The sequence below is a fragment of the Enterobacter cloacae complex sp. 394I7 genome, assembly GCF_057320345.1.
Map to the genome: position 1 here is coordinate 571,393 of NZ_JBXWCR010000001.1, position 20,257 is coordinate 591,649.

The 20,257-nt window shown below is 59.4% G+C and carries 19 protein-coding genes and 2 pseudogenes; 12 read left to right on the top strand and 9 right to left on the bottom strand.

Annotated elements, in window-relative coordinates:
• Positions 1–6 precede the first annotated feature (6 nt).
• Both hpxD and hpxO read right to left on the bottom strand, forming a co-directional pair.
• Positions 7–1,041 (bottom strand): molybdenum cofactor-independent xanthine hydroxylase subunit HpxD, encoded by a 1,035-nt coding sequence (gene hpxD / locus AC2FAP_RS02715; protein WP_032677828.1) that lies wholly within the window; start codon positions 1,039–1,041, stop codon positions 7–9.
• 17 nt (positions 1,042–1,058) lie between these two features.
• Entirely contained in the window at positions 1,059–2,213 is a 1,155-nt protein-coding gene (gene hpxO / locus AC2FAP_RS02720) for an FAD-dependent urate hydroxylase HpxO (RefSeq protein ID WP_138613708.1), read from the bottom strand.
• A 242-nt stretch (positions 2,214–2,455) separates the two neighbouring features.
• Between hpxO and uraD the strand changes: the two genes are divergently transcribed.
• Positions 2,456–2,956: a 2-oxo-4-hydroxy-4-carboxy-5-ureidoimidazoline decarboxylase gene (uraD, locus tag AC2FAP_RS02725; RefSeq protein WP_138613710.1), complete on the top strand. Its 501-nt coding sequence runs from the start codon at positions 2,456–2,458 to the stop codon at positions 2,954–2,956.
• On the top strand, positions 2,953–3,276 hold the full coding sequence (gene uraH, locus AC2FAP_RS02730) for a hydroxyisourate hydrolase (RefSeq protein WP_014169459.1): 324 nt from the start codon (positions 2,953–2,955) through the stop codon (positions 3,274–3,276). Before uraD ends, uraH begins: the two co-directional genes overlap by 4 nt.
• On the opposite strand, the gene guaD is transcribed toward uraH, so the two are convergent.
• Together guaD and AC2FAP_RS02740 are read right to left on the bottom strand one after the other, a co-directional pair.
• Entirely contained in the window at positions 3,256–4,575 is a 1,320-nt protein-coding gene (guaD, locus tag AC2FAP_RS02735; RefSeq protein WP_025204501.1) for a guanine deaminase, read from the bottom strand. The two genes, uraH and guaD, sit on opposite strands and share 21 nt — an antisense overlap.
• Before the next feature lie 99 nt (positions 4,576–4,674).
• Positions 4,675–6,171 (bottom strand): NCS1 family nucleobase:cation symporter-1, encoded by a 1,497-nt coding sequence (locus AC2FAP_RS02740; protein WP_047357200.1) that lies wholly within the window; start codon positions 6,169–6,171, stop codon positions 4,675–4,677.
• A 144-nt stretch (positions 6,172–6,315) separates the two neighbouring features.
• Here AC2FAP_RS02740 and AC2FAP_RS02745 point away from each other — a divergent pair, with 144 nt between their 5' ends.
• From AC2FAP_RS02745 to puuE, 3 genes and pseudogenes are all read left to right on the top strand, one after another.
• Entirely contained in the window at positions 6,316–7,032 is a 717-nt protein-coding gene (locus AC2FAP_RS02745; RefSeq protein WP_020884746.1) for a GntR family transcriptional regulator, read from the top strand.
• Positions 7,032–7,902, top strand: a pseudogene (locus AC2FAP_RS02750) (aspartate/glutamate racemase family protein); the annotation flags it as partial. The gene AC2FAP_RS02745 and the pseudogene AC2FAP_RS02750, both read left to right, overlap by 1 nt.
• Positions 7,805–8,722 (top strand): annotated as a pseudogene (gene puuE / locus AC2FAP_RS02755) (allantoinase PuuE); the annotation flags it as partial. The pseudogenes AC2FAP_RS02750 and puuE, both read left to right, overlap by 98 nt.
• Positions 8,723–8,813: 91 nt before the next feature.
• Here puuE and hpxZ read toward each other — a convergent pair.
• From hpxZ to hpxW, 4 genes are read right to left on the bottom strand one after another with little or no spacing between them, the layout of a single operon-like run.
• Positions 8,814–9,200, bottom strand: coding sequence for an oxalurate catabolism protein HpxZ (gene hpxZ, locus AC2FAP_RS02760; RefSeq protein ID WP_032677834.1), 387 nt, complete (start codon positions 9,198–9,200; stop codon positions 8,814–8,816).
• Positions 9,197–10,594 (bottom strand): AtzE family amidohydrolase, encoded by a 1,398-nt coding sequence (locus AC2FAP_RS02765; RefSeq protein ID WP_059305462.1) that lies wholly within the window; start codon positions 10,592–10,594, stop codon positions 9,197–9,199. Before AC2FAP_RS02765 ends, hpxZ begins: the two co-directional genes overlap by 4 nt.
• On the bottom strand, positions 10,591–10,779 hold the full coding sequence (hpxX, locus tag AC2FAP_RS02770; RefSeq protein ID WP_014169467.1) for an oxalurate catabolism protein HpxX: 189 nt from the start codon (positions 10,777–10,779) through the stop codon (positions 10,591–10,593). The genes AC2FAP_RS02765 and hpxX overlap by 4 nt, the downstream gene beginning before the upstream one ends.
• A gap of 10 nt (positions 10,780–10,789) precedes the next feature.
• The gene (gene hpxW / locus AC2FAP_RS02775) at positions 10,790–12,373 is read right to left on the bottom strand and encodes an oxamate amidohydrolase (RefSeq protein WP_333192137.1); all 1,584 of its coding nucleotides are present in this window, start codon (positions 12,371–12,373) and stop codon (positions 10,790–10,792) included.
• A 153-nt stretch (positions 12,374–12,526) separates the two neighbouring features.
• On the opposite strand from hpxW, the gene hpxU reads away from it, so the two are divergent.
• From hpxU to hpxK, 7 genes are all read left to right on the top strand, one after another.
• Positions 12,527–13,366 carry a MurR/RpiR family transcriptional regulator HpxU gene (hpxU, locus tag AC2FAP_RS02780; RefSeq protein WP_020884740.1) on the top strand — a complete coding sequence of 280 codons (840 nt, stop codon included), beginning with the start codon at positions 12,527–12,529 and terminating at the stop codon, positions 13,364–13,366.
• Positions 13,367–13,558: 192 nt separating this feature from the next.
• Positions 13,559–14,341, top strand: coding sequence for a transporter substrate-binding domain-containing protein (locus tag AC2FAP_RS02785; protein WP_020884739.1), 783 nt, complete (start codon positions 13,559–13,561; stop codon positions 14,339–14,341).
• Positions 14,342–14,345: 4 nt separating this feature from the next.
• Positions 14,346–15,011, top strand: coding sequence for an amino acid ABC transporter permease (locus AC2FAP_RS02790; protein WP_014169471.1), 666 nt, complete (start codon positions 14,346–14,348; stop codon positions 15,009–15,011).
• The gene (locus tag AC2FAP_RS02795; RefSeq protein ID WP_025204495.1) at positions 15,011–15,667 is read left to right on the top strand and encodes an amino acid ABC transporter permease; all 657 of its coding nucleotides are present in this window, start codon (positions 15,011–15,013) and stop codon (positions 15,665–15,667) included. The genes AC2FAP_RS02790 and AC2FAP_RS02795 overlap by 1 nt, the downstream gene beginning before the upstream one ends.
• Complete coding sequence (locus AC2FAP_RS02800) at positions 15,648–16,385, top strand: amino acid ABC transporter ATP-binding protein (protein WP_020884737.1); 738 nt, start codon at positions 15,648–15,650, stop codon at positions 16,383–16,385. Before AC2FAP_RS02795 ends, AC2FAP_RS02800 begins: the two co-directional genes overlap by 20 nt.
• A 14-nt stretch (positions 16,386–16,399) precedes the next feature.
• On the top strand, positions 16,400–17,641 hold the full coding sequence (locus AC2FAP_RS02805; RefSeq protein ID WP_047357204.1) for a pyridoxal-phosphate-dependent aminotransferase family protein: 1,242 nt from the start codon (positions 16,400–16,402) through the stop codon (positions 17,639–17,641).
• Positions 17,638–18,879 (top strand): allantoate amidohydrolase, encoded by a 1,242-nt coding sequence (gene hpxK / locus AC2FAP_RS02810; RefSeq protein WP_163304469.1) that lies wholly within the window; start codon positions 17,638–17,640, stop codon positions 18,877–18,879. Before AC2FAP_RS02805 ends, hpxK begins: the two co-directional genes overlap by 4 nt.
• On the opposite strand, the gene AC2FAP_RS02815 is transcribed toward hpxK, so the two are convergent.
• Positions 18,876–19,991 (bottom strand): ABC transporter ATP-binding protein, encoded by a 1,116-nt coding sequence (locus tag AC2FAP_RS02815; protein WP_020884735.1) that lies wholly within the window; start codon positions 19,989–19,991, stop codon positions 18,876–18,878. The genes hpxK and AC2FAP_RS02815 overlap by 4 nt on opposite strands.
• Positions 19,992–20,257: the final 266 nt, after the last annotated feature.

A 20,257-nucleotide genomic window follows, 5' to 3' on the forward strand; every position in this document is an offset into this window, starting at 1 on the left:
CCTCCGTCACACCAGGAAAAACTCGCCGAAGCCCATCTTTTTCAGCCCCCGGCGGTAGGCAATCGAGCTTTTATCCGCAGGGATATGGGCTTCCAGAGTCAGATCCAGTGGCAGGCTTTCCGGGCGCTGCGTCTCAACCATCAGGCGGTCTTCTTCAAAAATACGCAAATTGAAGGCGTGCACTTCCTCTACCGGAATATGCAGGTCAAAGTTGCGCGCGATAGGGGCGAACATGCGGGTTACCCGTGAAGAGACGGGCGAGGCGGCGTTCATGATCACCAGCCTGGCTTCCCCCGGAAAATGGATCGTCAGCGTGGCGGTAAACGGTAAATGCATTTCAAAATGACGCAGCCACTGGAAGCCTTCTGGGGCCTGGACATCGGAGCTGGCGGGGTAGTTGCTCACCGAGCTCCAGTAATCGGCAACAAAGCCAAACGGCGTCTCCTGGGGCTGATAATGGGGTACCAGCGGATTATTGGGGTCAGCAAAGGTGTCAGTGTGGATCCAGGCAAAATGCGCCACGTCCAGAAACCCTTCCACCTGACGGCCGGCGAAGCCATTCACTTCAAACGCCGGGCAGTTGATCTGCTGAAATCCGTCGTTATCCCAGTGCGGCATGGTGGGCAGCGGCATTGGGTTATCGGGATCAAACGCCAGGCAGGTCCAGATCAACCCAAAGCGCTCCTCCACGGCATAGTTGATCAGGTTAAGCTTCGCGGGAACCGGCTGGTCAGGGCTGGACGGAATGCGGTTGCAGCGTCCATCTTCACCAAAGCGTAAGCCATGATAAGGGCAGATTATCCCGTGTTCATCGTGAAAGCCCAGCGTCAGCGGTACGCCGCGGTGCGGGCAAACGTCCCGGGCGACCACAACCTGGTCTTTGACGCGGTAGATAACCAGTTGTTCGTCGAGCAGGGTGGCTTTGACCGGTGCCGCGCCGATGTCGCAGGCGCGAGCAACCGGATGCCAGCATTTTGCCAGACGCAGCCAGTCCTCTGGCTCAAACGTACAATGGGCGGGTGGAGTCGGTTGTATTTTCATGGTTGTCCCTCTCGCGTTCAGCCTAAAGGCCCGGCCTGAATGGTGTCGCACAGACCGTTAATGATGCGCTCTCCGGTCTCCTCTTTGAGCTCCTGGTACCAGGCCCGGGTCAATGCCATGTCTTTGCCATGCGTGATATCACAGCGTTTACGGGCCTTAAGCACCAGGTCGCGGACCCGGTCACAGCGCAGCGCTTCGTACTGCCGCAACGCCAGTGCGATGTTGTGGTTCTCGCGCAGGCAGTCACCCAGCACCACGGCGTCCTCCATCGCCGCGCATCCGCCCTGGCCGATATCCGGCGTGGTGCTGTGCGCGGCATCGCCAAGAAGCGCCACGTTGCCGCGCACCAGGGTGTCGAACGGTTCAATGTCGTGGATTTCGATACGGTTTGTGGTCTCGGGATCCAGCGCGGCGATGAGCTTCTGTACCGGTGGCGCCCAGCCGCGGAAATAGCCCGTGAGATCGGCGCGAAGGGTAGTGCGATCTTCCGCCAGCCCGAGGGGGAGCGGAACATCAAAAAAGAAATAGAAGCGTCCGCCGGCGACGGGCATCAGCGAAACGCGCTTGCCCTCGCCGACGAAGGTGGTCCACTGGTGCGCAGGGGCAATCTCTTCATCAATCTTCACCAGCCCGTTCCAGTTGACGTAACCGGCGTAGCGGCGCTCGGGCGTATAGCCCAGCACGTACGGGCGAACCGCGGAGTGACTGCCATCGGCGGCAATCAGGAAATCCCCTGTCGCGGTAGTACCGTCGGTGAAGGTGACGGTGACGCCAGCCGCGTCCTCACGGACGCTTTCAACGCGTTTGCCGAACTGAACGTTCTCGCGCCCCCAGAAGTTCAGCATTTCGCGCTGCAGTTCCGTACGCGACACGGGGCAGGGGCGACCGCCCGTGCGCTCGACCAGCGGGGCAAGGCTAAAGCGGGTGAGGGTATCGCCGCGCCGGTGATCCTTATAGGCCATAAAGCGCATGGGGCCGCCGTAGGTCTCGATGATGTCGCCCATCCCGAGGTGCTGCATGCATTTCACCCCATTGGGCCAGATGGAGATGGCCGCACCGACGGGCTTCATCTCTTTCACGGCCTCAAACACGGTACAGTCGATTCCCGCCTTCTTCAGCGCTACAGCGGCGCTCAGGCCGCCAATGCCCGCGCCAATAACGATTGCTCTCATGCTTCTCTCCTTTTGCAGGGTGTAAAAAGGGAAGAGCAATTTGCGTACCAGGCTGCAGAGTGGCGAAAAGCGCGTTGTATGGGGTGGTTTTGCACTGCTAAGGTGCGCAAACGCGGTGAGAATGCCTTTTTATGAATCAATAATTTCCTGTTGTGCGATCCGGAATCGACTGTTTCATAGGGGATGGCAAGAGTGGCGTAGTTTGTGCAAAGCGAGAAAACGACGATATGACGGGAGTGAGTATGATTGCACTGCAAACTTTTAATCAACTGAGCCACGAAGAGGCGCTCGCGCGGTTGCAGCCCTGCGTGGCGTTGCCCGACTGGGCCGATGCGCTGGTGCAGGGGCGGCCCTATTCACACCGCAAAGCACTGTTCGACGCCGCCCGGGCGCTGGCCCAAACCTGGGATGAAACGGCGCTTACGCAGGCCCTGAATGCGCACCCGCGAATTGGTGAGAAACCGACAGGAGCCCGGGCGGAGGCGGTGCTTTCGCGCCAGGAGCAGGGCGCCGTCAACAACCGCGACAGGCAGCTGGCACAGGCACTGCAGGAAGGGAACGCTCGCTACGAGGCCCGTTTTGGACGCGTGTTTTTGATCCGCGCGAAAGGCCGTAGCGGTGAGGAGATTTTACGCGCCCTCAACGCCCGGCTGGAAAACAGCGATGCGCAGGAGGTACAGGCCGCACTGGAACAGCTGCGGGAAATTACGCTGCTTCGGCTGGAAGGAGTCATTGACGAATGAGTACGTTAAGCACGCATATTCTTGATATTTCAACGGGAAAACCGGCGCAGGGCGTAAGGGTTTATCTTGAGCAGGACGGCGTCGTATTGGCCACTGCTTTCACTAACGCCCAGGGGCGCATCACCGCGTTTATCCCTTTCCTGCCAGCAGGACGTTACCGGCTGGTGGCTGAGATTGGGGCTTGGTTCACCGAAACCGGCCGCGACACGCTTTACCCCTGCGCACAGATCGATTTTGTGACGGGAGAAACGGCAGACGAGCACTTCCACCTGCCGTTTGTGATTGCGCCGGGCGGGTGGTCAACCTACCGCGGCAGTTGACCACACCTGCACACCGTTGACCCAGGTCTCGCTAATATTGCGCTCGTCGCCCAGGGTCATCAGCACAAACAGCTGCTCATAAATGTCCTGACAGCGCCGGTTACGCAGGCGCTGTAGCGGCGTAACGGCCGGGTCGATGACGATAAAATCGGCCTCTTTGCCGGGGGCGAAATTGCCAATCTTATCGTCCAGCCTCAGGGCGTGAGCGCCGCCCAGCGTGGCGTGATAAAACGCTTCGCTGGCGCGCAGGCGGTAGCTCTGCAACTGACCCACCTTGTACGCCTCCCCGAGGGTGCGCAGCATGCTGAAGGTGGTTCCGGCACCCACATCGGTGCCAATGCCCATACGCACCTGGTGTTGCCAGCAGGCGGGTAAGCGGAACAGTCCGCTGCCAAGAAAGAGGTTCGAGGTGGGGCAAAATGCCACTGCCGAGCCGGTATCGTGCAGACAGCGCCACTCGCTCTCATGGAGGTGGATCCCATGGGCAAACACGCTGCGTTCGCCGGTCAGCCCGTAATGATGATACACATCCAGATAACGTTCATGTTCCGGCCACAGATCGCTCACCCAGGCCACTTCATTTGGGTTTTCGCTCAGATGGGTCTGCATCCACGTGTCGGGAAACTCCTCTCTGAGCAGGCTGACCGCGGCCAGCAGTTCCGGTGAGGAGGTCGGGGCAAAGCGTGGCGTAATGGCGTAGCCCAACCGTCCACGGTGGTGCCAGCGCTGGATCAACTCGCGCGTCTGCCGGTAGCTCTCTTTCGCGGTTTCACTCAGGTAGTCAGGCGTGTGGCGGTCCATCATCACCTTGCCGGCGATAAGACGCATGTTAAGGCGCAGGGCCTCGGTGAACAGCGCCTCGACCGATTCAGGATGCAGCGTACAAAACACCAGCGCGGTGGTGGTGCCGTGGCTGACCAGTTGGTTGATGAAAAACGCCGCGATCTCTTTCGCATAGGCCTCATCGGCAAACTGGCTTTCTACCGGGAACGTGTAGGTGGTCAGCCACTCCAGCAGTTGCTCACCAAAAGCGCCAATCATCTCCGTCTGCGGGTAATGGACGTGGGTATCGACAAAACCCGGGAGCAGCAGTTTGCCGCGCAGGTCGGTGTACCCTTTGTAGGGATCAAGATACTGCTCGCCCTCCTGCCAGGCCATCTGCGCCAGAATTTTGCCGTTATGGATGAATAGCAGCCCGTCTTCAAGGTAGCGCGCCTGTTGGGCGATAACGTCTGCACTGTCGCAGACCCGGGCAATATCAAAAAATGCACCGCGGATCGCAGTCTGGTAGTCCATCATGATTCCTGCCTTAGTGTTTGCGTAGCGGGGTGATGAGACTGAGCAAAAACGGTGCCAGAATGAAAAAGGCCGCAGAGGAACTGCGGCCCGGAGGAAGGGTTACTCTTTTTGCGTCGCCACGCGGGGGCTGAACGACGAGGCGCCTGCCGCTTCACGCTCTTCCCGCGCCAGCCAGCGGTAGGTGACCCCGCCCAGGAAGACGCCGATAAACCAGCTAAAGTTTGCCACTTCATGCAGGGAGGGAATAAAGCTTATCACCAGTCCAACGGCAACGGATGGTACCAGCGCGCCGATGGCTTTCGGGTTGAAACCGTTGCGATACCAGTATTTGCCTTTTGGCGTGTCATCAAACAGATCGTCTACGGAGACCTTGCCGCGCTTAATCAGGTAAAAATCGGCAATCAGAATCCCGAACAGCGGGCCAATAAATGCCCCGAGCACGTCCAGAGTGTAGTGGATAAGCTCCGGCGAGTTAAACAGGTTCCACGGGGTTAACAGGATAGAGCCGACGGCGGCGATCATCCCCCCGGTGCGGAAGCTGATTTTTTGCGGTGAACAGTTAGAGAAATCAAACGCCGGGGAGACGAAGTTCGCCACGATGTTGATCCCGATGGTGGCGGTGATCATGGTCAGCAAGCCAATGGCCACCGCCAGATCGTTGCCCACACGGCTGACGGTTTCAATCGGGTCAGTGATCATGCGGCCAAACAGCGATTGCGTACCCGACACAATCACCACGGTAACGATGGAGAACAGCAGGAAGTTAAACGGCAGGCCCCAGCGGTTACCGCGGCGGATCTCCCCCATGCTTTTACCGTAGCGGGAGAAGTCACCAAAATTGAGCAGCGGGCCGGAGAAGTAAGAGACCACCAGCGCCGTGGCGGTGATCATCTGCCAGGTCTGCTCACCGGCGCTCAGGGATTTGCTGGCGAGGGTAAAGGAGATGCCGTCAAAACCGGTCTTGTATACAATCCATCCCGCCAGCGCCAGCATCACTACGTAGACCGCCGGACCGGCGATATCAATAAAGCGCTTAATGGCGCTCATGCCGTGCCAGAAGACCATCGCCTGCAGCACCCACATGATAGCGAAACAGATCCAGCCAAGATGCGACAGGCCCAGGAACGAACCGGTGGTGAGCGTCGCGAGTGAAGGCCAGAACTTAAGCGCCACCAGCATCAGCGCGTTGGCGGCCAGGTAGGTCTGAATGCCGTACCATGCGAAAGCAATCAGCCCGCGGATCACCGCCGGAATATTGGCCCCGAAAACGCCAAATGCCTGACGGCAAATCACCGCGTAGGGTACGCCTGCCATCTGACTCGGTTTCGCCACCAGGTTGGCGCACAACTGCACAATGCAAATCCCTATCAGCAGGCAGAGCAAGACCTGCCAGCTTGCCAGCCCGAGCGTAAAGAAGCTCGCGGCAACAACATAACCCCCCATGCTGTGGACGTCCGACATCCAGAAAGAAAAGATGTTGTACCAGCTCCAGTTCTGGTCACGCGTCGGTGCCAGATCCTCATTGCAAAGCCGTGGGCTGTAAACCGCACCGGAATCAGCGGCCGTACCGTGCTGCGCGTTTTGTCTGTTTGGCATGAAACCTGCTCCTGTGAATGAAAACCCGTTAAGTGGGAGTGCAGACGGTGTTGCAGGATCCAGGCCAAAATAATAAATCTTGTATGCAATATTTTATTTTTATGTATACGATTCGATAACGAAAAGTAAAAATCGGAGTGGTTAATGAACAACATAAACAGCCTGCAGACCGCGCCAGACCTGCATGACAAAGATGAATCCATCTTTCAGGCGCTGATGACCGCGATAGTCGAACATCAGTTGCTCCCGGGAAGTAAATTGCCTGAAGAGGCGCTGGCTGAGGTCTTCGGCGTGAGCCGCACCGGTATTCGCAAGGTGCTGCAACGACTCGCCGCTGTGCAAATGGTCACCTTAACGCCCAAACGTGGTGCACACGTGGCCAGCCCGACGGTAGAAGAAGCGCAGCAGATCTTCCGCACGCGCGCTCTGCTTGAGGTGGCTAACCTGCCGGACGTGCTGGCCCACTGTCAGCCACCGCATCTGGCTGCACTGGAAGGGATTATTCGCCAGGAGCAGCAGGCGCACGAAGCGTATGACGGTCCCGCCGCAATCCGCCACTCCGCCAATTTCCATATTCAGCTTCAGGCCATTTCAGGCAATCAGGTGCTGACAGAGATGGTGACCGGACTGAGCCAGCGGTCGTCGCTGGTGATCGCAGCCTGGGGCGCGCCGTGGCGTCAGGGCTGCCGCTGCAATGACCACGAGCAACTGGTGGAACTCTTGCGCCAGAAGGCGCTCCAGCCCCTGAGTGAGGCCTTAATGCACCATTTTGAACATATTGTCGCCAGCCTCTGTTTCGAACGGGCCGGTGAGTGCCTGCCTGATTTTGCCCGGCTGTTCGCCAGCCACAAGGAGTCGTAATGTCGTCTGTTTGTATACAAGTGATTAACCCCAACACCAGCCTCGCGATGACGGAAACCATCGGCGCCGCAGCCCGCGCGGTAGCAGCACCGGGAACGGAGATCCTCGCCGTCTGCCCGAGCGCAGGTGTGCCCTCGATAGAAGGTCATTTTGATGAGGCCATCGCCGCCGTGGGCGTTCTCGAACAGATAAAACGCGGACGGCAACAGGGCGTGGATGGACACGTGATTGCCTGCTTTGGTGACCCCGGCCTGCTGGCGGCGCGCGAGCTGGCGCAGGGGCCGGTCATCGGTATCGCAGAAGCTGCGATGCATATGGCCACGCTGGTGGCAACACGCTTTTCCGTTGTGACCACGCTGCCTCGCACGCGGATTATCGCCCGCCATCTTTTGCACCAGTATGGTTTCCAGGACCACTGTGCAGCCCTGCATGCCATCGATCTGCCGGTGCTGGCACTGGAAGACGGTAGCGGCCTGGCTCAGGAGAAGGTGCGCGCGCGCTGCATCCAGGCGCTGAAAGAAGATGGCTGCGGCGCGATTGTGCTCGGCTGCGGTGGAATGGCGACGCTGGCGCAGGAGCTGACGCGCGAGCTGCACGTGCCGGTGATCGACGGCGTCAGCGCGGCGGTGAAAATGGTCGAGTCGCTGGTGGCGCTGGGGCTGTCAACCAGCAAGCACGGGGACCTGGCTTTCCCGGAGAAAAAAGCGTTGAGCGGACACTTTCAGGCACTGAATCCATTTTAATTGAGGGGGTGATAATGGCGCTTTTTAACGAAGATTATCCGCGGGACTTACGCGGCTATGCAGGCAAGCCGCCGCACGCGCAGTGGCCGAACCAGGCGCGCATCGCCGTGCAGTTTGTACTCAATTACGAAGAAGGGGCGGAAAACCACGTGCTGCATGGTGATGCCGGCTCAGAACAATTCCTCTCGGACATCATCGGTGCGGCCAGTTATCCGGACAGACACATGTCGATGGACTCCCTCTATGAATACGGCAGCCGCGCTGGGTTCTGGCGGATCCATAACGAATTCTGCAAGCGTGGCCTGCCGCTGACGGTCTTTGGCGTGGCAATGGCGCTGGCGCGACATCCCGATATCGTCGACGCCATCAAAGCGGCTGATTATGACGTGGTCAGCCACGGCTGGCGCTGGATCCACTATCAAAGTATGGATATCAACCAGGAGCGCGAGCACCTGCACAAGGCGGTGCATGTCCTGACTGACCTGTTTGGCAAACCGCCTGCCGGCTGGTACACCGGGCGTGACAGCCCAAACACCCGCCAGCTGGTAGTGGAGCATGGGGGCTTTGACTATGACAGCGACTACTATGGCGATGATTTACCGTTCTGGACGCAAGTGGCGTGCAGCGACGGCACGCGCAAACCCCACCTGATTGTGCCGTATACGCTGGATGCCAACGACATGCGCTTCGCGACCGCGCAGGGGTTCAACACCGCCGAGCAGTTTTATACCTACCTGAAAGACAGCTTTGACGTGTTGTACGAAGAAGGGGAACGTGCGCCGAAGATGATGTCCATCGGCATGCATTGCCGTCTGCTGGGGCGTCCTGGGCGTTTTCGTGCCCTGCAGCGGTTCCTCGATTACCTTGCGCAGCACGATCGGGTATGGGTCTGTACCCGCCAGCAGATAGCCGATCACTGGCGTGAAGTGCACCCGTTTCAACAATAACGATCCAGCAGTGCGCCGGGCGGGCGGTGACGCCTGTCCCGGCCTGCTGCTTATCTGATGGGAAAAGCGCCACCGGGCAGGGTTATAAACATTACGCCATCACGCTGACCTGCGCCGCCACAATTCGCCAGCCGTACGGGAAGCGTACCCATGTCTGCTGCTGGCGGCCAATCCGCTCCGTTCCTTCGCGGGTGAATTCGGTGCTACACACGGCGTAATCCTCTCCGAAGGTGGTGATTACCGTATGGCGCAACGTCCTTTGCAGACCCGCGGACGGGCGCGCCGCCCGAAAGGCGCGGATTTCCTCAATGCCGTACAGGTTTTCGCCCGCACCGAGACGCACCGTGTTTTTGTCGTGCCAGAACAGCTCATCCAGCACCGGAATGTTGTTGCTTACCAGCGCATCTTCATAGCGGTAAAAGGCTGCTGTCACTTCTGCAACGACCCACGGAAGGTTAATGTCATCGTGATTTATCATGGTGCCATCTCCGCTGGTCGGGCATCGGTTATTCCGCTTGCTTCCAGCACCCGCGCCACGCGCAGGCAGGCTTGCTCGTTAAACGGTGCGGCGATCAACTGCAGGCCAACAGGTGCGCCCTGAGCGGTGCGCAGCGGGACGGTGGTAACGGGTAAACCTAAAAACGAAATCGGCTGCGTCAGCATGCCCATGCTGGCGCGAACCGGTAACGGCTGGCCGTTGATCTCCATAATCTCTTCGCCAATCCGCGTTGCACTGCGCGGCGTGGCCGGGGCGATCAGCACGTCGGCCTGCGCAAACAGCGCTTTAAACGCCTGTCGGGCCTGCGTGCGAAAACGCTGGGCCTGAATATACCAGGCAGAAGGGATCATCGCGCCGGCCAGCAGTCGCTCGCGCGAATGGGGTTCAAAACGCCCGGGCTCGCGGCGAAGCGCGGGCAGGTACTGATTTCCGCCTTCCGAGGCGCTGATGATAAACGCCGCGGAGCGGGCCAGTTCGGCATCGGGGAATTGCAACGTTTCCTGCACGTCTAGGGCTTTTGCCACCCGCGCCACGGCGTCTCGCATGTCGCTGTCGCACCAGGTACTGAAATAGCCGCCGAGCACCGCGCAGCGCAAACCATCCAGACCGCGGTCGAGCAGGGGCCGGGTCTGCTCCCGGGAGCTCTCCGCCTGAAATCCGTCGCTGGTATCCCGACCCTGCAGTGCATCGTACACCGACGCCAGATCGCTCACGCGACGGGCAAACGGCCCGATGTGATCCAGACTGGCGACAAACGGATGGCTGCCGGCGCGTGACAGACGACCAAAAGTGGGCTTAAGACCGTATATTCCGCACAGGGAGGCCGGTACGCGAATCGACCCGTTGGTGTCGGTACCGAGCGAAAAATGGACCAGTCCGGCAGCGACCGCGGCGGCAGAGCCGCCGGACGATCCTCCGGCAATGCGCGTCACATCGTGCGGGTTACGCGTTGCGCCGTAGTAACTGTTTTCCGTCGTAAAGCCGTAGGCGTAGGCATCCATGTTGACCATCCCCGACAATAAGCCACCGGCACTGCGCAGCTGGCGTACCGCAAAGCTGTCAGCGGTGGCGGGGGGGCGCTGACTGAACAGCTCTGCACCGGCAAGGGTCGTGTGCCCGGCGACGTCGAACAGGTTTTTCACCGCGTAGGGAATGCCCGCCAGCGGCGGCAGAGGGCGTTTCTCCCGACGCAGGGTGTCGATATTCTCGGCTTCGGCCAGCATGCGTTCTTCCGTGACGGTGGTCCAGGCGTTGATATGGGGATTGATGCGCGTAATGGCTTCCAGGGTCTGGCGGGCGATGTCATGGGCGCTCAGGTCGCCTGCACTCAGCGCCTGCTGGATCTCACTGATACTCATCTCGTGTAGCGTCATGCTTTGTATACTCCTGCGATCTCCAGACGGTCATCAAGCGGCAGCGCCATCAGCGGGGCGGCCATCGCCGCGATACGGCAGAACTGCACATAGAGTTCTGCCCGGCGGGCGTCATCCAGCTCAACGCCCAGCACGGACTCCATTTGCGCCAGATAGGCATGCCAGTCAGGTTGTGTGGTATTCATCAGTCTCTCCTTAAAATCCGGCGGCGGCGCCGTTGCTGCGCGGGTCAAATGCCCCTTCAAACAGCCCGTTGGGATGACGAACAATCGCACCCGCGTGGCCCATGGCTTCGCTGAAGGCCGGGAAGCACTCCACGTCGTGGCCCAGCGCCTGCAGGCGCGTGACGGTCTGCGGCGTAAAGCGGCCTTCCACCTTCAGGGTGTCGGACGTCTGTCCCCAGGTGCGCCCCAGTAACCAGCGCGGGCGGGCGATGCTCTCCTGCAACGGTACCCCCTGCACCACATAGCGGGTAAACAGGGTGGCCTGAGTTTGCGGCTGGCCGTCACCGCCCATCGAGCCGTAGACCATGACGCGTCCGTCATGCAGACGCGCGGCTGCCGGGTTCAGGGTGTGGAACGGTTGTTTTCCTGGCGCAAGCGCCAGCAGGTGACGGGGATTGAGGCTGAATGAGGCTCCCCGGTTTTGCCAGACGATGCCGGTATCAGGCAGGACCACGCCGCTGCCGAACTCGTGATAAATGCTCTGGATAAACGACACGGCAAGACCGCTGTTATCCATTACCCCCATCCAGACCGTATCACCAGGGCCTTTGCCGCAGCCCCACGGTGCGGCCTGGTTATCATCGACCTGGTCGGCGAGGGCGGCCAGTGCGGCAGGATCCAGCAGACTCTGGATATCGGTTTTCAGCTCGCGCGGGTCGGTGATATGGGCATCGCGCAGACCAAACGCCAGTTTGGTGGCCTCTACAATGCGGTGAACGGTGGTCGCTTCGTCAGCATCGGCCATGGACAGGCGGTCGGTTATCCCGAGGATCGCCAGCGACACCAGCCCCTGCGTTGGCGGCGCAAGGTTCCACACTTCGCCTTGCTGATGCTGTAATTTCAGCGGCGTGGTGCGCCGGGCGACATGCGCGTTTAGGTCAGCCAGGGTGATGGGCAGCCCCAGCGTTGCCATGCCCCGGGCCAGACGCTCCGCCAGCGGGCCGCGATAAAAACTGTCCAGACCGTCTTCTGCGAGGTGCGAGAGCGTGGAGGCCAGCGCCGGTTGATAAAACCGGCTGCCGACCTGCGGCGGTTTGCCGTCCGTCAGCCAGGTCTCCGCGAAGCCGGGCAGGTCCTTCAGTTCATCCAGCTTACTGGCCGTGGCGGCGGCCTGAGACGCGGTCACCGGCGTGCCGTTTCGGGCATAGTCAATGGCGTCTGCCAGCAGGCGATTCAGGGGAAGAGCGGTGCCCGTCAGCGTGCGCGAAACCTTCAGCGCTTCGTCCCAGCCGCTCACCGTTCCCGCCACGGTCAGCGCCGCGCGAGGCCCGCGATGGGGGATCTGAGAGACATCGTCATAGGCGGCAAGCGTCGCCAGTGAGCCTGCTGCGCCGCTGGCGTCAATGGCGACCGGTTCGCCATCGGGCGGCACGATAAGCCAGAAACCGTCCCCACCGAGACCGTTCATGTGCGGGTAAACCACGGCAATGGTTGCGGCGGCGGCGACCATTGCCTCAATCGCGCTACCGCCTTCGCGCAGAATGGCCAGGGCGCTCTGGCTGGCAAGATGGTGGGGCGCCACGGCCATTCCGTGTACGGAGACATTACTTTGCATGGAGAGTCCTCATAACCCAAAAGTCACAAGGTGCTGCAAAAGCTGTTCCAGTTATGAATGAAAAGTTTCACGTCAGTCGTAACATAACGTTTTAAGAAGCTGGCATGCTTAATGAAAGGTATAGTGAGGTGAAACAAAAGTTACAGAGGCTTTATGGAACAGCTTGATGAACGTCTGAAAGCGCAATACGCGTCGTTGTCACCGCAGGAGCAACGGGTGGCTGATTTTATTTTTGATCATTTCGACGACCTCATTAGTTATAACAGCGCCGAGCTGGCGCAGCTGAGCGGGGTGTCGAAAGCCACGGTGAGCCGTCTGTTTAAGCGTCTGGGCTATGAGAAGTATAAAGAGATGCGCGACGAACTGCGCACGCTGCGCCAGAGCGGCATGCCGCTGACCGATAACCGCGATGCGGTGCAGGGCAACACTCTGCTGGCGCGGCATTATAAGCAGGAGATGGCAAACCTCACCCAGTGGGTCAACGCTCTGGATGCTCAGCAGTTTGCCGAGGCCATGGCCTCAATGGTGAAGGCACGACGGATTGTGATTATCGGGATGCGCAACGCCTATCCGGCGGCGCTGCACCTGCGCCAGCAGCTGTTGCAGGCGCGCGGACAGGTGCTGCTGCTGCCGCAGCCGGGGCAGAGCCTGAGTGAGGAACTGGTCGATCTCACGCCCGACGATCTGGTGATTATGATGGCGTTTCGCCGTCGCCCGCGGATCGTTCGGCCGCTGTTGCAGCAGCTTCAGCACAGCGGTATTCCGGTTCTGCTGATGTGTGAGCCGCAGGCACACAGCCTGTTTCCGCTGACCAGCTGGCAGCTCTGCGCCCCGCTGGACAGCGTCTCGGCGTACGACAGCTACTCGTCGGTCAACAGTCTGATCAACCTGCTGGCTAACGCCTTCCTGCATGAAATCCTCGATAAAGGCCGTCCCCGGATCCACGATATCGCCTCCCTTTATCAGCAGCTGGACGAACTGGAACAGCGATAATGGGGCATCAGGCTGGTGCTTTGCATTAAAATGGTGCAGCGGAGCGGGGCGGGAAAGGGAGGCCTTTTCCGCCCCGCTCTCGTTTTATCAGGCCTTCAGAGAAAATTTCCCGTTTCGCTTCATCTGGCACATTAGTTGCAAAATCCAATTCAAAGAATCTTTTGTTTCATGTTAACGTTACGGGGAAGCACCATGAAAAAGTTATTGATTGCACTGACCGGGGCCGTCTGTCTGTTTGCAAACCTGCCAGCAAAAGCTGACCAGCTTCAGGATATTGAGAAACGCGGCACTCTTCGTATCGCCGTCCCGCAGGATTTTCCTCCGTTTGGTTCGGTCGGGACCGATCTCCAGCCGCAGGGCTACGACATTGACATGGCGCGCTATCTGGCAAAACAGATGAAGCTCAAGCTGCAGCTGGTGCCGGTGACCAGTGCCAACCGCGTGCCGTATCTGCAAACCGATAAGGTGGATCTGGTGATCTCAAGCCTCGGTAAAAACGCCGAGCGTGAAAAGGTGATCGATTTTAGCCGTGCCTATGCGCCGTTCTTCCTCGGCGTGTTCGGCCCGAAAGGGGCTGAGCTGAAAGATGCTGCTCAACTGAGTGGAAAAACCATTGGCGTGACGCGCGGCGCGGTGGAGGACATGGTGCTGACCAGCCTTGCGCCGAAAGATGCAGACGTCAAACGCTACGAAGACAATAACACCACGCTGTCGGCTTACCTGTCCGGTCAGGTCCAGTACGTGGCGACAGGTAATCTGGTCGTGGCGGCGATTTCCCGCCAGAACGCCGCCAAAGCCCCGGTTCCGAGCTTTATGCTGAAGGACTCGCCGTGCTTTATCGGGCTGAAGAAAAACGAACCGGCGCTGAAAGCGAAAGTTGATGCGGTGATTGAGCAGGGAATTAAAGACGGCACCCTGAATAGCCTCTCTGAGCAGTGGCTGAAAGCGCCGTTGCCGGCAAGCCTGGGCGTGTAAGGCGATGACAGAGCAACTCCATTTCTCTGCGCTCTGGCCGTACTGGCCGGCGCTGCTGGCTGGGCTGTGGGTCACCATTCAACTGACGGTGATGGCAACCCTCGGCGGGCTGGCGATCGGTATTTTCGGGGCGGCGATTCGCAGCGGCCGGACGACGTGGTTCAGCCGGATCTGGGGCGGCTACGTGGAGATTATCCGCAACACGCCCTTTGTCGTGCAGCTGTTTTTCATTGTGTTCGGTCTGCCGAATCTGGGGCTGAAGATGACGGCGGGCGAAGCGGCGCTGCTGGCAATGGTCGTCAACCTGGGCGCGTACAGCACGGAGATTGTCCGTGCCGGTATTCAGGTTACGCCCAAAGGACAGTGGGAGGCCGGCCGCGTGCTGGGGCTTACCCGCCTGCAAACGTTTATACGTGTGGTGCTGCCACCGGCCCTGCAGCGTATTTATCCGGCGCTGGTCAGCCAGTGCATTATCGTTATGCTCGGTTCGTCGGTGGTGTCGCAGGTCTCCTATGAAGAGCTGACTTTTGCCGCCAACCTGATTCAGTCAAGAACGTTCCTGAGCTTTGAGGTCTATCTGGTGACCACCGGAATTTACCTCGTGCTGTCAATTACCCTGCGCCAGCTAATGATGGCAGCAGGTCGGAAGTGGCTGGGGGTACAGGCATGATGACCACCTTTACCGACTGGGATATTATTCGCAATCTGCTGCTCGCCGGACGCTGGACGGTGCTGCTGTCGCTGGTGGCGTTTGTCGGCGGGGCGGCGGTAACGCTGCCGCTGTTGCTGTTGCGCCTCACGGGTGGGCGTACGGTAAAACGTCTTATCCGCGGCTATATCGAACTGTTTCAGGGCACGCCGCTGCTGATGCAACTGTTCCTGGCCTTCTTCGGCGTGGCGCTATTGGGTATCGATGTTTCGCCGTGGACCGCCGCGTCGCTGGCCCTGACGTTCTACACCAGCGCCTTTTTGCTTGATATCTGGTTTGGCAGTATTCGTGCGCTGCCGAAAGGGCAGTGGGAGGCGTCGCGCTGTCTGGGGCTGACCTTCGGCCAGACGCTGTTTCGCGTGGTGGCTCCCCAGGCGTTACGCATCGCCATCGCCCCAACGGTGGGGTTCGCCGTGCAGGTGATTAAGGGGACCGCGCTGGCATCCATTATCGGTTTTATCGAGCTGACCAAGGCCGGGACGATGCTGACCAACGTGACCTATCAGCCGTTTAAAGTCTTTGCGCTGGTGGCGCTCGGCTACTTCATTCTGTGTTATCCGCTGTCGCGCTACAGCCGTTATCTGGAGACTAAATTCAATGCCTCTCATCACCATTAATCAGGTGCAGAAGTACTACGGCGATAACCACGTGCTCAAGGGCGTGGATCTGGACATCGACATGGGCCAGGTCATTTCAATTATCGGGCGCAGCGGTTCGGGTAAAAGCACGCTGTTGCGCTGCATTAACGGCCTCGAAGGGTATCAGGACGGCAGCATCAAGCTCGGCGGCATGACCATTACCGACCGGGATTCCCAGGCGCGTGAAATCAGCCGCTCGGTCGGCATGGTATTTCAGAACTTCAACCTTTTCCCGCACATGACGGCGATGGAAAACGTGATGCTCGCGCCACGTCGGGTGCTGAAGAAAAGCGCAGCAGAATGTCAGGTGCTGGCGCAGCGCATGCTGGAGAAAGTCGGGCTGGGTGACCGTCTGGATTACTACCCGTCAAGCCTCTCCGGCGGCCAGCAGCAGCGCGTGGCGATTGCCCGTGCTCTGGCGATGTCGCCTAAAGTTTTACTCTGTGACGAGATAACTTCCGCGCTCGATCCGGAACTGGTAGGCGAAGTGCTCAAGGTGCTGGAACAACTGGCCGCTGAGGGGATGACGCTGATCCTGGTGACCCATGAAATGAATTTTGCCCGCGAAGTGGGCGACCGCGTGGTGTTTATGCATCAGGGGCGCGTCTGGGAGCAGGGCGACAGCAAAACGCTGTTCGCTAACCCACAGACCACTGAGCTTAAACAGTTTATCTCCTCCGTGCGCGGCCTCAATTAACTAAGGACTAAAAAATGGATATCGCTCAATTTCCGCAAATCAATCCGCCACAACGTCTGCTGATGGGGCCGGGGCCAATCAACGCCGATCCGCGCGTGCTGCGAGCCATGTCGAGCCAGCTTATCGGCCAGTACGATCCGGCGATGACCCACTACATGAACGACGTCATGGCTCTCTACCGCGGCGTGTTCCGCACGGAAAACCGCTGGACGATGCTGGTGGACGGCACCTCCCGCGCGGGGATTGAAGCGATTCTGGTATCGGCCATTCGTCCGGGGGACAAAGTGCTGGTGCCCGTTTTTGGTCGCTTCGGCCATCTGCTGTGCGAAATTGCCCGCCGCTGCCGCGCAGAGGTCCACACCATCGAGGTACCGTGGGGCGAGGTGTTCACACCGGATCGGGTGGAAGATGCCATTAAACGCGTGCGTCCGCGCCTGCTGTTAACCGTGCAGGGGGATACGTCCACCACCATGCTGCAGCCGCTTGCAGAACTCGGGGCAATCTGCCGTCGTTACGATGTCCTGTTTTATACCGATGCTACCGCGTCGCTCGGCGGCAACGCCCTGGAGACCGATGCCTGGGGGCTGGATGCGGTCTCGGCGGGGATGCAGAAATGTCTTGGCGGTCCGTCCGGCACCTCGCCTGTTACCCTGAGCCCGCGGATGGAAGAGGCAATCCGTCGCCGCAAATGCATCGAAGAGGGGATCCGTACCGATGCCCATCGCGACGGCGACGAAGAGATGATTTACTCCAACTATTTCGACCTCGGCATGGTGATGGATTACTGGGGACCCGAGCGTCTGAACCACCACACCGAAGCGACCACCGCGCTGTTTGGCGCCCGCGAATGTGCCCGCCTGATTCTGCAGGAAGGGCTGGATAACGGTATCGCCCGCCACAAGCTGCACGGGGATGCGCTGCTGAAAGGTATTCAGGCGATGGGACTCGAGACCTTCGGCGACCTCAGGCACAAGATGAACAACGTGCTGGGCGTGCTTATCCCTCAGGGCGTAAACGGTGACCAGGTGCGTAAACTGATGCTGGAGGATTTCGGCATTGAAATCGGTACTTCGTTTGGTCCGCTGCACGGCAAAGTGTGGCGTATTGGCACCATGGGCTATAACGCGCGTAAAGACTGCGTGATGACAACCCTGAGTGCGCTGGAGTCGGTACTGAACTACCTGACGTTTTCCACTACGCAGGGTGCTGCGATGCAGGCCGCGTGGGATCATTACCGCACTGAGACGGCGCTATGAATCACGCGACACGCCAGCAGGCGGCAGAACGTGTGATGGCCCGCGCCGATGCGCTGGCCGCCATCAGCGAAACCCAGGATTCCCTTACCCGCGTGTATCTCTCTGCCCAGCATCTGCAGGCTAACCAGCTGGTCGGGCAGTGGATGAACCAGGCGGGCATGACCGTCTGGCAGGACAGCGTGGGGAATATCTGCGGACGTTATGAAGGCGAGCAGGAGGGCGCACCGGCGGTGTTGCTTGGCTCGCATCTGGATACCGTGCGCAATGCCGGGCGCTACGACGGGATGCTGGGGGTGCTGACGGCCATTGAAGTCGTTGACAGCCTGCATCAGCAGGGAAAACGGCTGGCGCAGGCCGTTGAGATTGTCGGCTTTTGCGATGAAGAGGGTACCCGCTTTGGTATCACGCTGTTGGGCAGCCGCGCGCTGACGGGCACCTGGCCTGTGGGCTGGCTCGACACGTGCGATGCCAGAGGTATCAGCGTGGCGCAGGCGATGGTACAGGCAGGGTTAGATCCCAGCCGTGTCGCGATGGCCGCAAGACGCCCGGATGATTTCAGCGCCTGTCTGGAGCTGCATATTGAACAAGGACCGTGTCTGGAACAGGCCGGTCTGGCGCTGGGCGTGGTTGAAGCCATTAACGGCGCGCGTCGTCTGAACTGCCGCTTCACCGGTGAGGCCGGCCACGCCGGGACCGTGCCGATGGCGCATCGTAAGGACGCGCTGGCCGCCGCCGCCGAATGGATGGTGCTGATTGAAAACACCACCCGTCAGCACGGCGGCAACCTGGTGGCCACGGTGGGTGAGTTGCGCTGTCTGCCTTGTGCGGTAAACGTCATCCCCGGCGAGGTCGCGCTCTCGTTAGATATTCGCGGCCCGCAGGATGCGCCGCTTGACCTTCTGCTTACTGCACTGCTGACGCAGGCGCAGGCGATAGCGGCCCGTCGCGGAATACATTTTGCAGCCGACGAATTTTACCGAATCGCCGCCACGCCATGCGATACACGTCTGCAGGCGCTGCTGGCGGAGGCTGTAGAATCGGTGCAGGGGAAGACATTATCGCTGCCGAGCGGTGCCGGTCATGACACCATCGCCCTGGCGGAGCGCTGGCCGGTAGGGATGTTGTTTGTGCGGTGTAGGGGAGGCGTCAGCCACCATCCGGCGGAATCGGTGATGGCTGAGGATGTCGCGCTGGCGATTGATGCCTTTACGCGTGCGGTAACGCGTCTGGCGGGTTAAGCGACCGAGCGTACCGCTTCATCGATGTCGGCACTCACCCGCACATCCTGCTCGTCAAACACCATGCAGTGGCGATCGTCAAAAGCCACATCAATTTGCTGCCACGGCGCGAATTTCACATCGCCCGGCAGCAAAATCTTCACATTGTCGTGGCCGTAGCACTGACCAAAGAGGTAGGTGTTGTTGCCCAGACGCTCAACCACTTCACAGTTAAACGTCAGCCGCGTGCCGTGGCGGAGATCGGTGGTTAAATGTTCCGGACGAATGCCCAGCGTCACCGGGCTGCCTGCGTTCAACGGTGTGGTGGTCAGGGCCAGTGTGAGCGTCTTCTGCTGGGATAATCTCACCGTCAGCTCACCCGGTTGCCAGGCCTCTACCGTTGCCGGCAGGAAATTCATCTTCGGCGAGCCGATAAACCCGGCCACGAACTTGTTCGCCGGTTTGTAGTAGAGTTCCATCGGCGCGCCCATCTGCTCAACCTTTCCGTAGTTCATCACCACAATTTTATCAGCCAGGGTCATCGCTTCTATCTGGTCGTGGGTGACATACACCATGGTGGTTTTCAGTTCCTGGTGCAGACGGGCAAGATGCAGACGCATCTCCACGCGCAGCTCGGCATCCAGGTTGGAGAGCGGTTCGTCGAACATAAAGACCCGCGGATTACGCACGATGGCGCGGCCAATAGCCACACGCTGGCGCTGGCCGCCGGAAAGCTGCTTAGGTTTGCGATCCAGAAGGTGGGAAAGCTGCAGCGTTTTGGCCACCATCTCGACCTGATGGCGGATCTGATCTTTCGGCACCTTATTGACCTTCAGGCCGTAGCCCATGTTTTCGGCCACCGTCATATGTGGGTAGAGCGCATAGGACTGAAACACCATCGCCACGCCGCGGTGGGAGGGGGCAACGTCGTTCATCACCTCGTCACCAATTAACACTTCCCCTTCGCTAATGTCCTCCAGTCCGGCAATCATGCGCAGCATTGTCGATTTACCGCAGCCGGAAGGACCGACAAAGACGGCAAACTCACCGTCTTCAATCTCAAGATTCACGTTGTGCAAGGTTACGGTGTCGCCAAAGCGTTTGGTGACATTCCTCAATTGTATGTTCGACATCTGTATTCCCCGAGTAAACCGCCGCGTATGTATTACGTATAACAATTATTTGCTACATGGCTGGACGGTGCAATTTGTCTGCTCTGACTATAACTTCCAGTATTCACGCACCCTATACCGGTATTCCATAAATGTTATGACGATCACACAACTTACAGTTTTTTGTAGAGTTATCATGATGTGAAGGGTAGCGTATACCAAACCAAATGCATTTGATGTTATACGTTGTACGCCAGTGTTAGTCGGTTTTCTGGCGAAGGTGTATG

Coding starts and splice junctions, on each gene's coding strand:
- hpxX (WP_014169467.1), bottom strand. CDS start 10,779: ATGAATACCACACAACCTGACTGGCATGCCTATCTGGCGCAAATGGAG.
- hpxW (WP_333192137.1), bottom strand. CDS start 12,373: ATGCAAAGTAATGTCTCCGTACACGGAATGGCCGTGGCGCCCCACCAT.
- hpxU (WP_020884740.1), top strand. CDS start 12,527: ATGGAACAGCTTGATGAACGTCTGAAAGCGCAATACGCGTCGTTGTCA.
- AC2FAP_RS02800 (WP_020884737.1), top strand. CDS start 15,648: ATGCCTCTCATCACCATTAATCAGGTGCAGAAGTACTACGGCGATAAC.
- hpxD (WP_032677828.1), bottom strand. CDS start 1,041: ATGAAAATACAACCGACTCCACCCGCCCATTGTACGTTTGAGCCAGAG.
- AC2FAP_RS02745 (WP_020884746.1), top strand. CDS start 6,316: ATGAACAACATAAACAGCCTGCAGACCGCGCCAGACCTGCATGACAAA.
- uraH (WP_014169459.1), top strand. CDS start 2,953: ATGAGTACGTTAAGCACGCATATTCTTGATATTTCAACGGGAAAACCG.
- uraD (WP_138613710.1), top strand. CDS start 2,456: ATGATTGCACTGCAAACTTTTAATCAACTGAGCCACGAAGAGGCGCTC.
- guaD (WP_025204501.1), bottom strand. CDS start 4,575: ATGATGGACTACCAGACTGCGATCCGCGGTGCATTTTTTGATATTGCC.
- AC2FAP_RS02790 (WP_014169471.1), top strand. CDS start 14,346: ATGACAGAGCAACTCCATTTCTCTGCGCTCTGGCCGTACTGGCCGGCG.
- AC2FAP_RS02765 (WP_059305462.1), bottom strand. CDS start 10,594: ATGACGCTACACGAGATGAGTATCAGTGAGATCCAGCAGGCGCTGAGT.
- AC2FAP_RS02815 (WP_020884735.1), bottom strand. CDS start 19,991: ATGTCGAACATACAATTGAGGAATGTCACCAAACGCTTTGGCGACACC.
- hpxK (WP_163304469.1), top strand. CDS start 17,638: ATGAATCACGCGACACGCCAGCAGGCGGCAGAACGTGTGATGGCCCGC.
- AC2FAP_RS02805 (WP_047357204.1), top strand. CDS start 16,400: ATGGATATCGCTCAATTTCCGCAAATCAATCCGCCACAACGTCTGCTG.
- AC2FAP_RS02785 (WP_020884739.1), top strand. CDS start 13,559: ATGAAAAAGTTATTGATTGCACTGACCGGGGCCGTCTGTCTGTTTGCA.
- hpxO (WP_138613708.1), bottom strand. CDS start 2,213: ATGAGAGCAATCGTTATTGGCGCGGGCATTGGCGGCCTGAGCGCCGCT.
- hpxZ (WP_032677834.1), bottom strand. CDS start 9,200: ATGATAAATCACGATGACATTAACCTTCCGTGGGTCGTTGCAGAAGTG.
- AC2FAP_RS02740 (WP_047357200.1), bottom strand. CDS start 6,171: ATGCCAAACAGACAAAACGCGCAGCACGGTACGGCCGCTGATTCCGGT.
- AC2FAP_RS02795 (WP_025204495.1), top strand. CDS start 15,011: ATGACCACCTTTACCGACTGGGATATTATTCGCAATCTGCTGCTCGCC.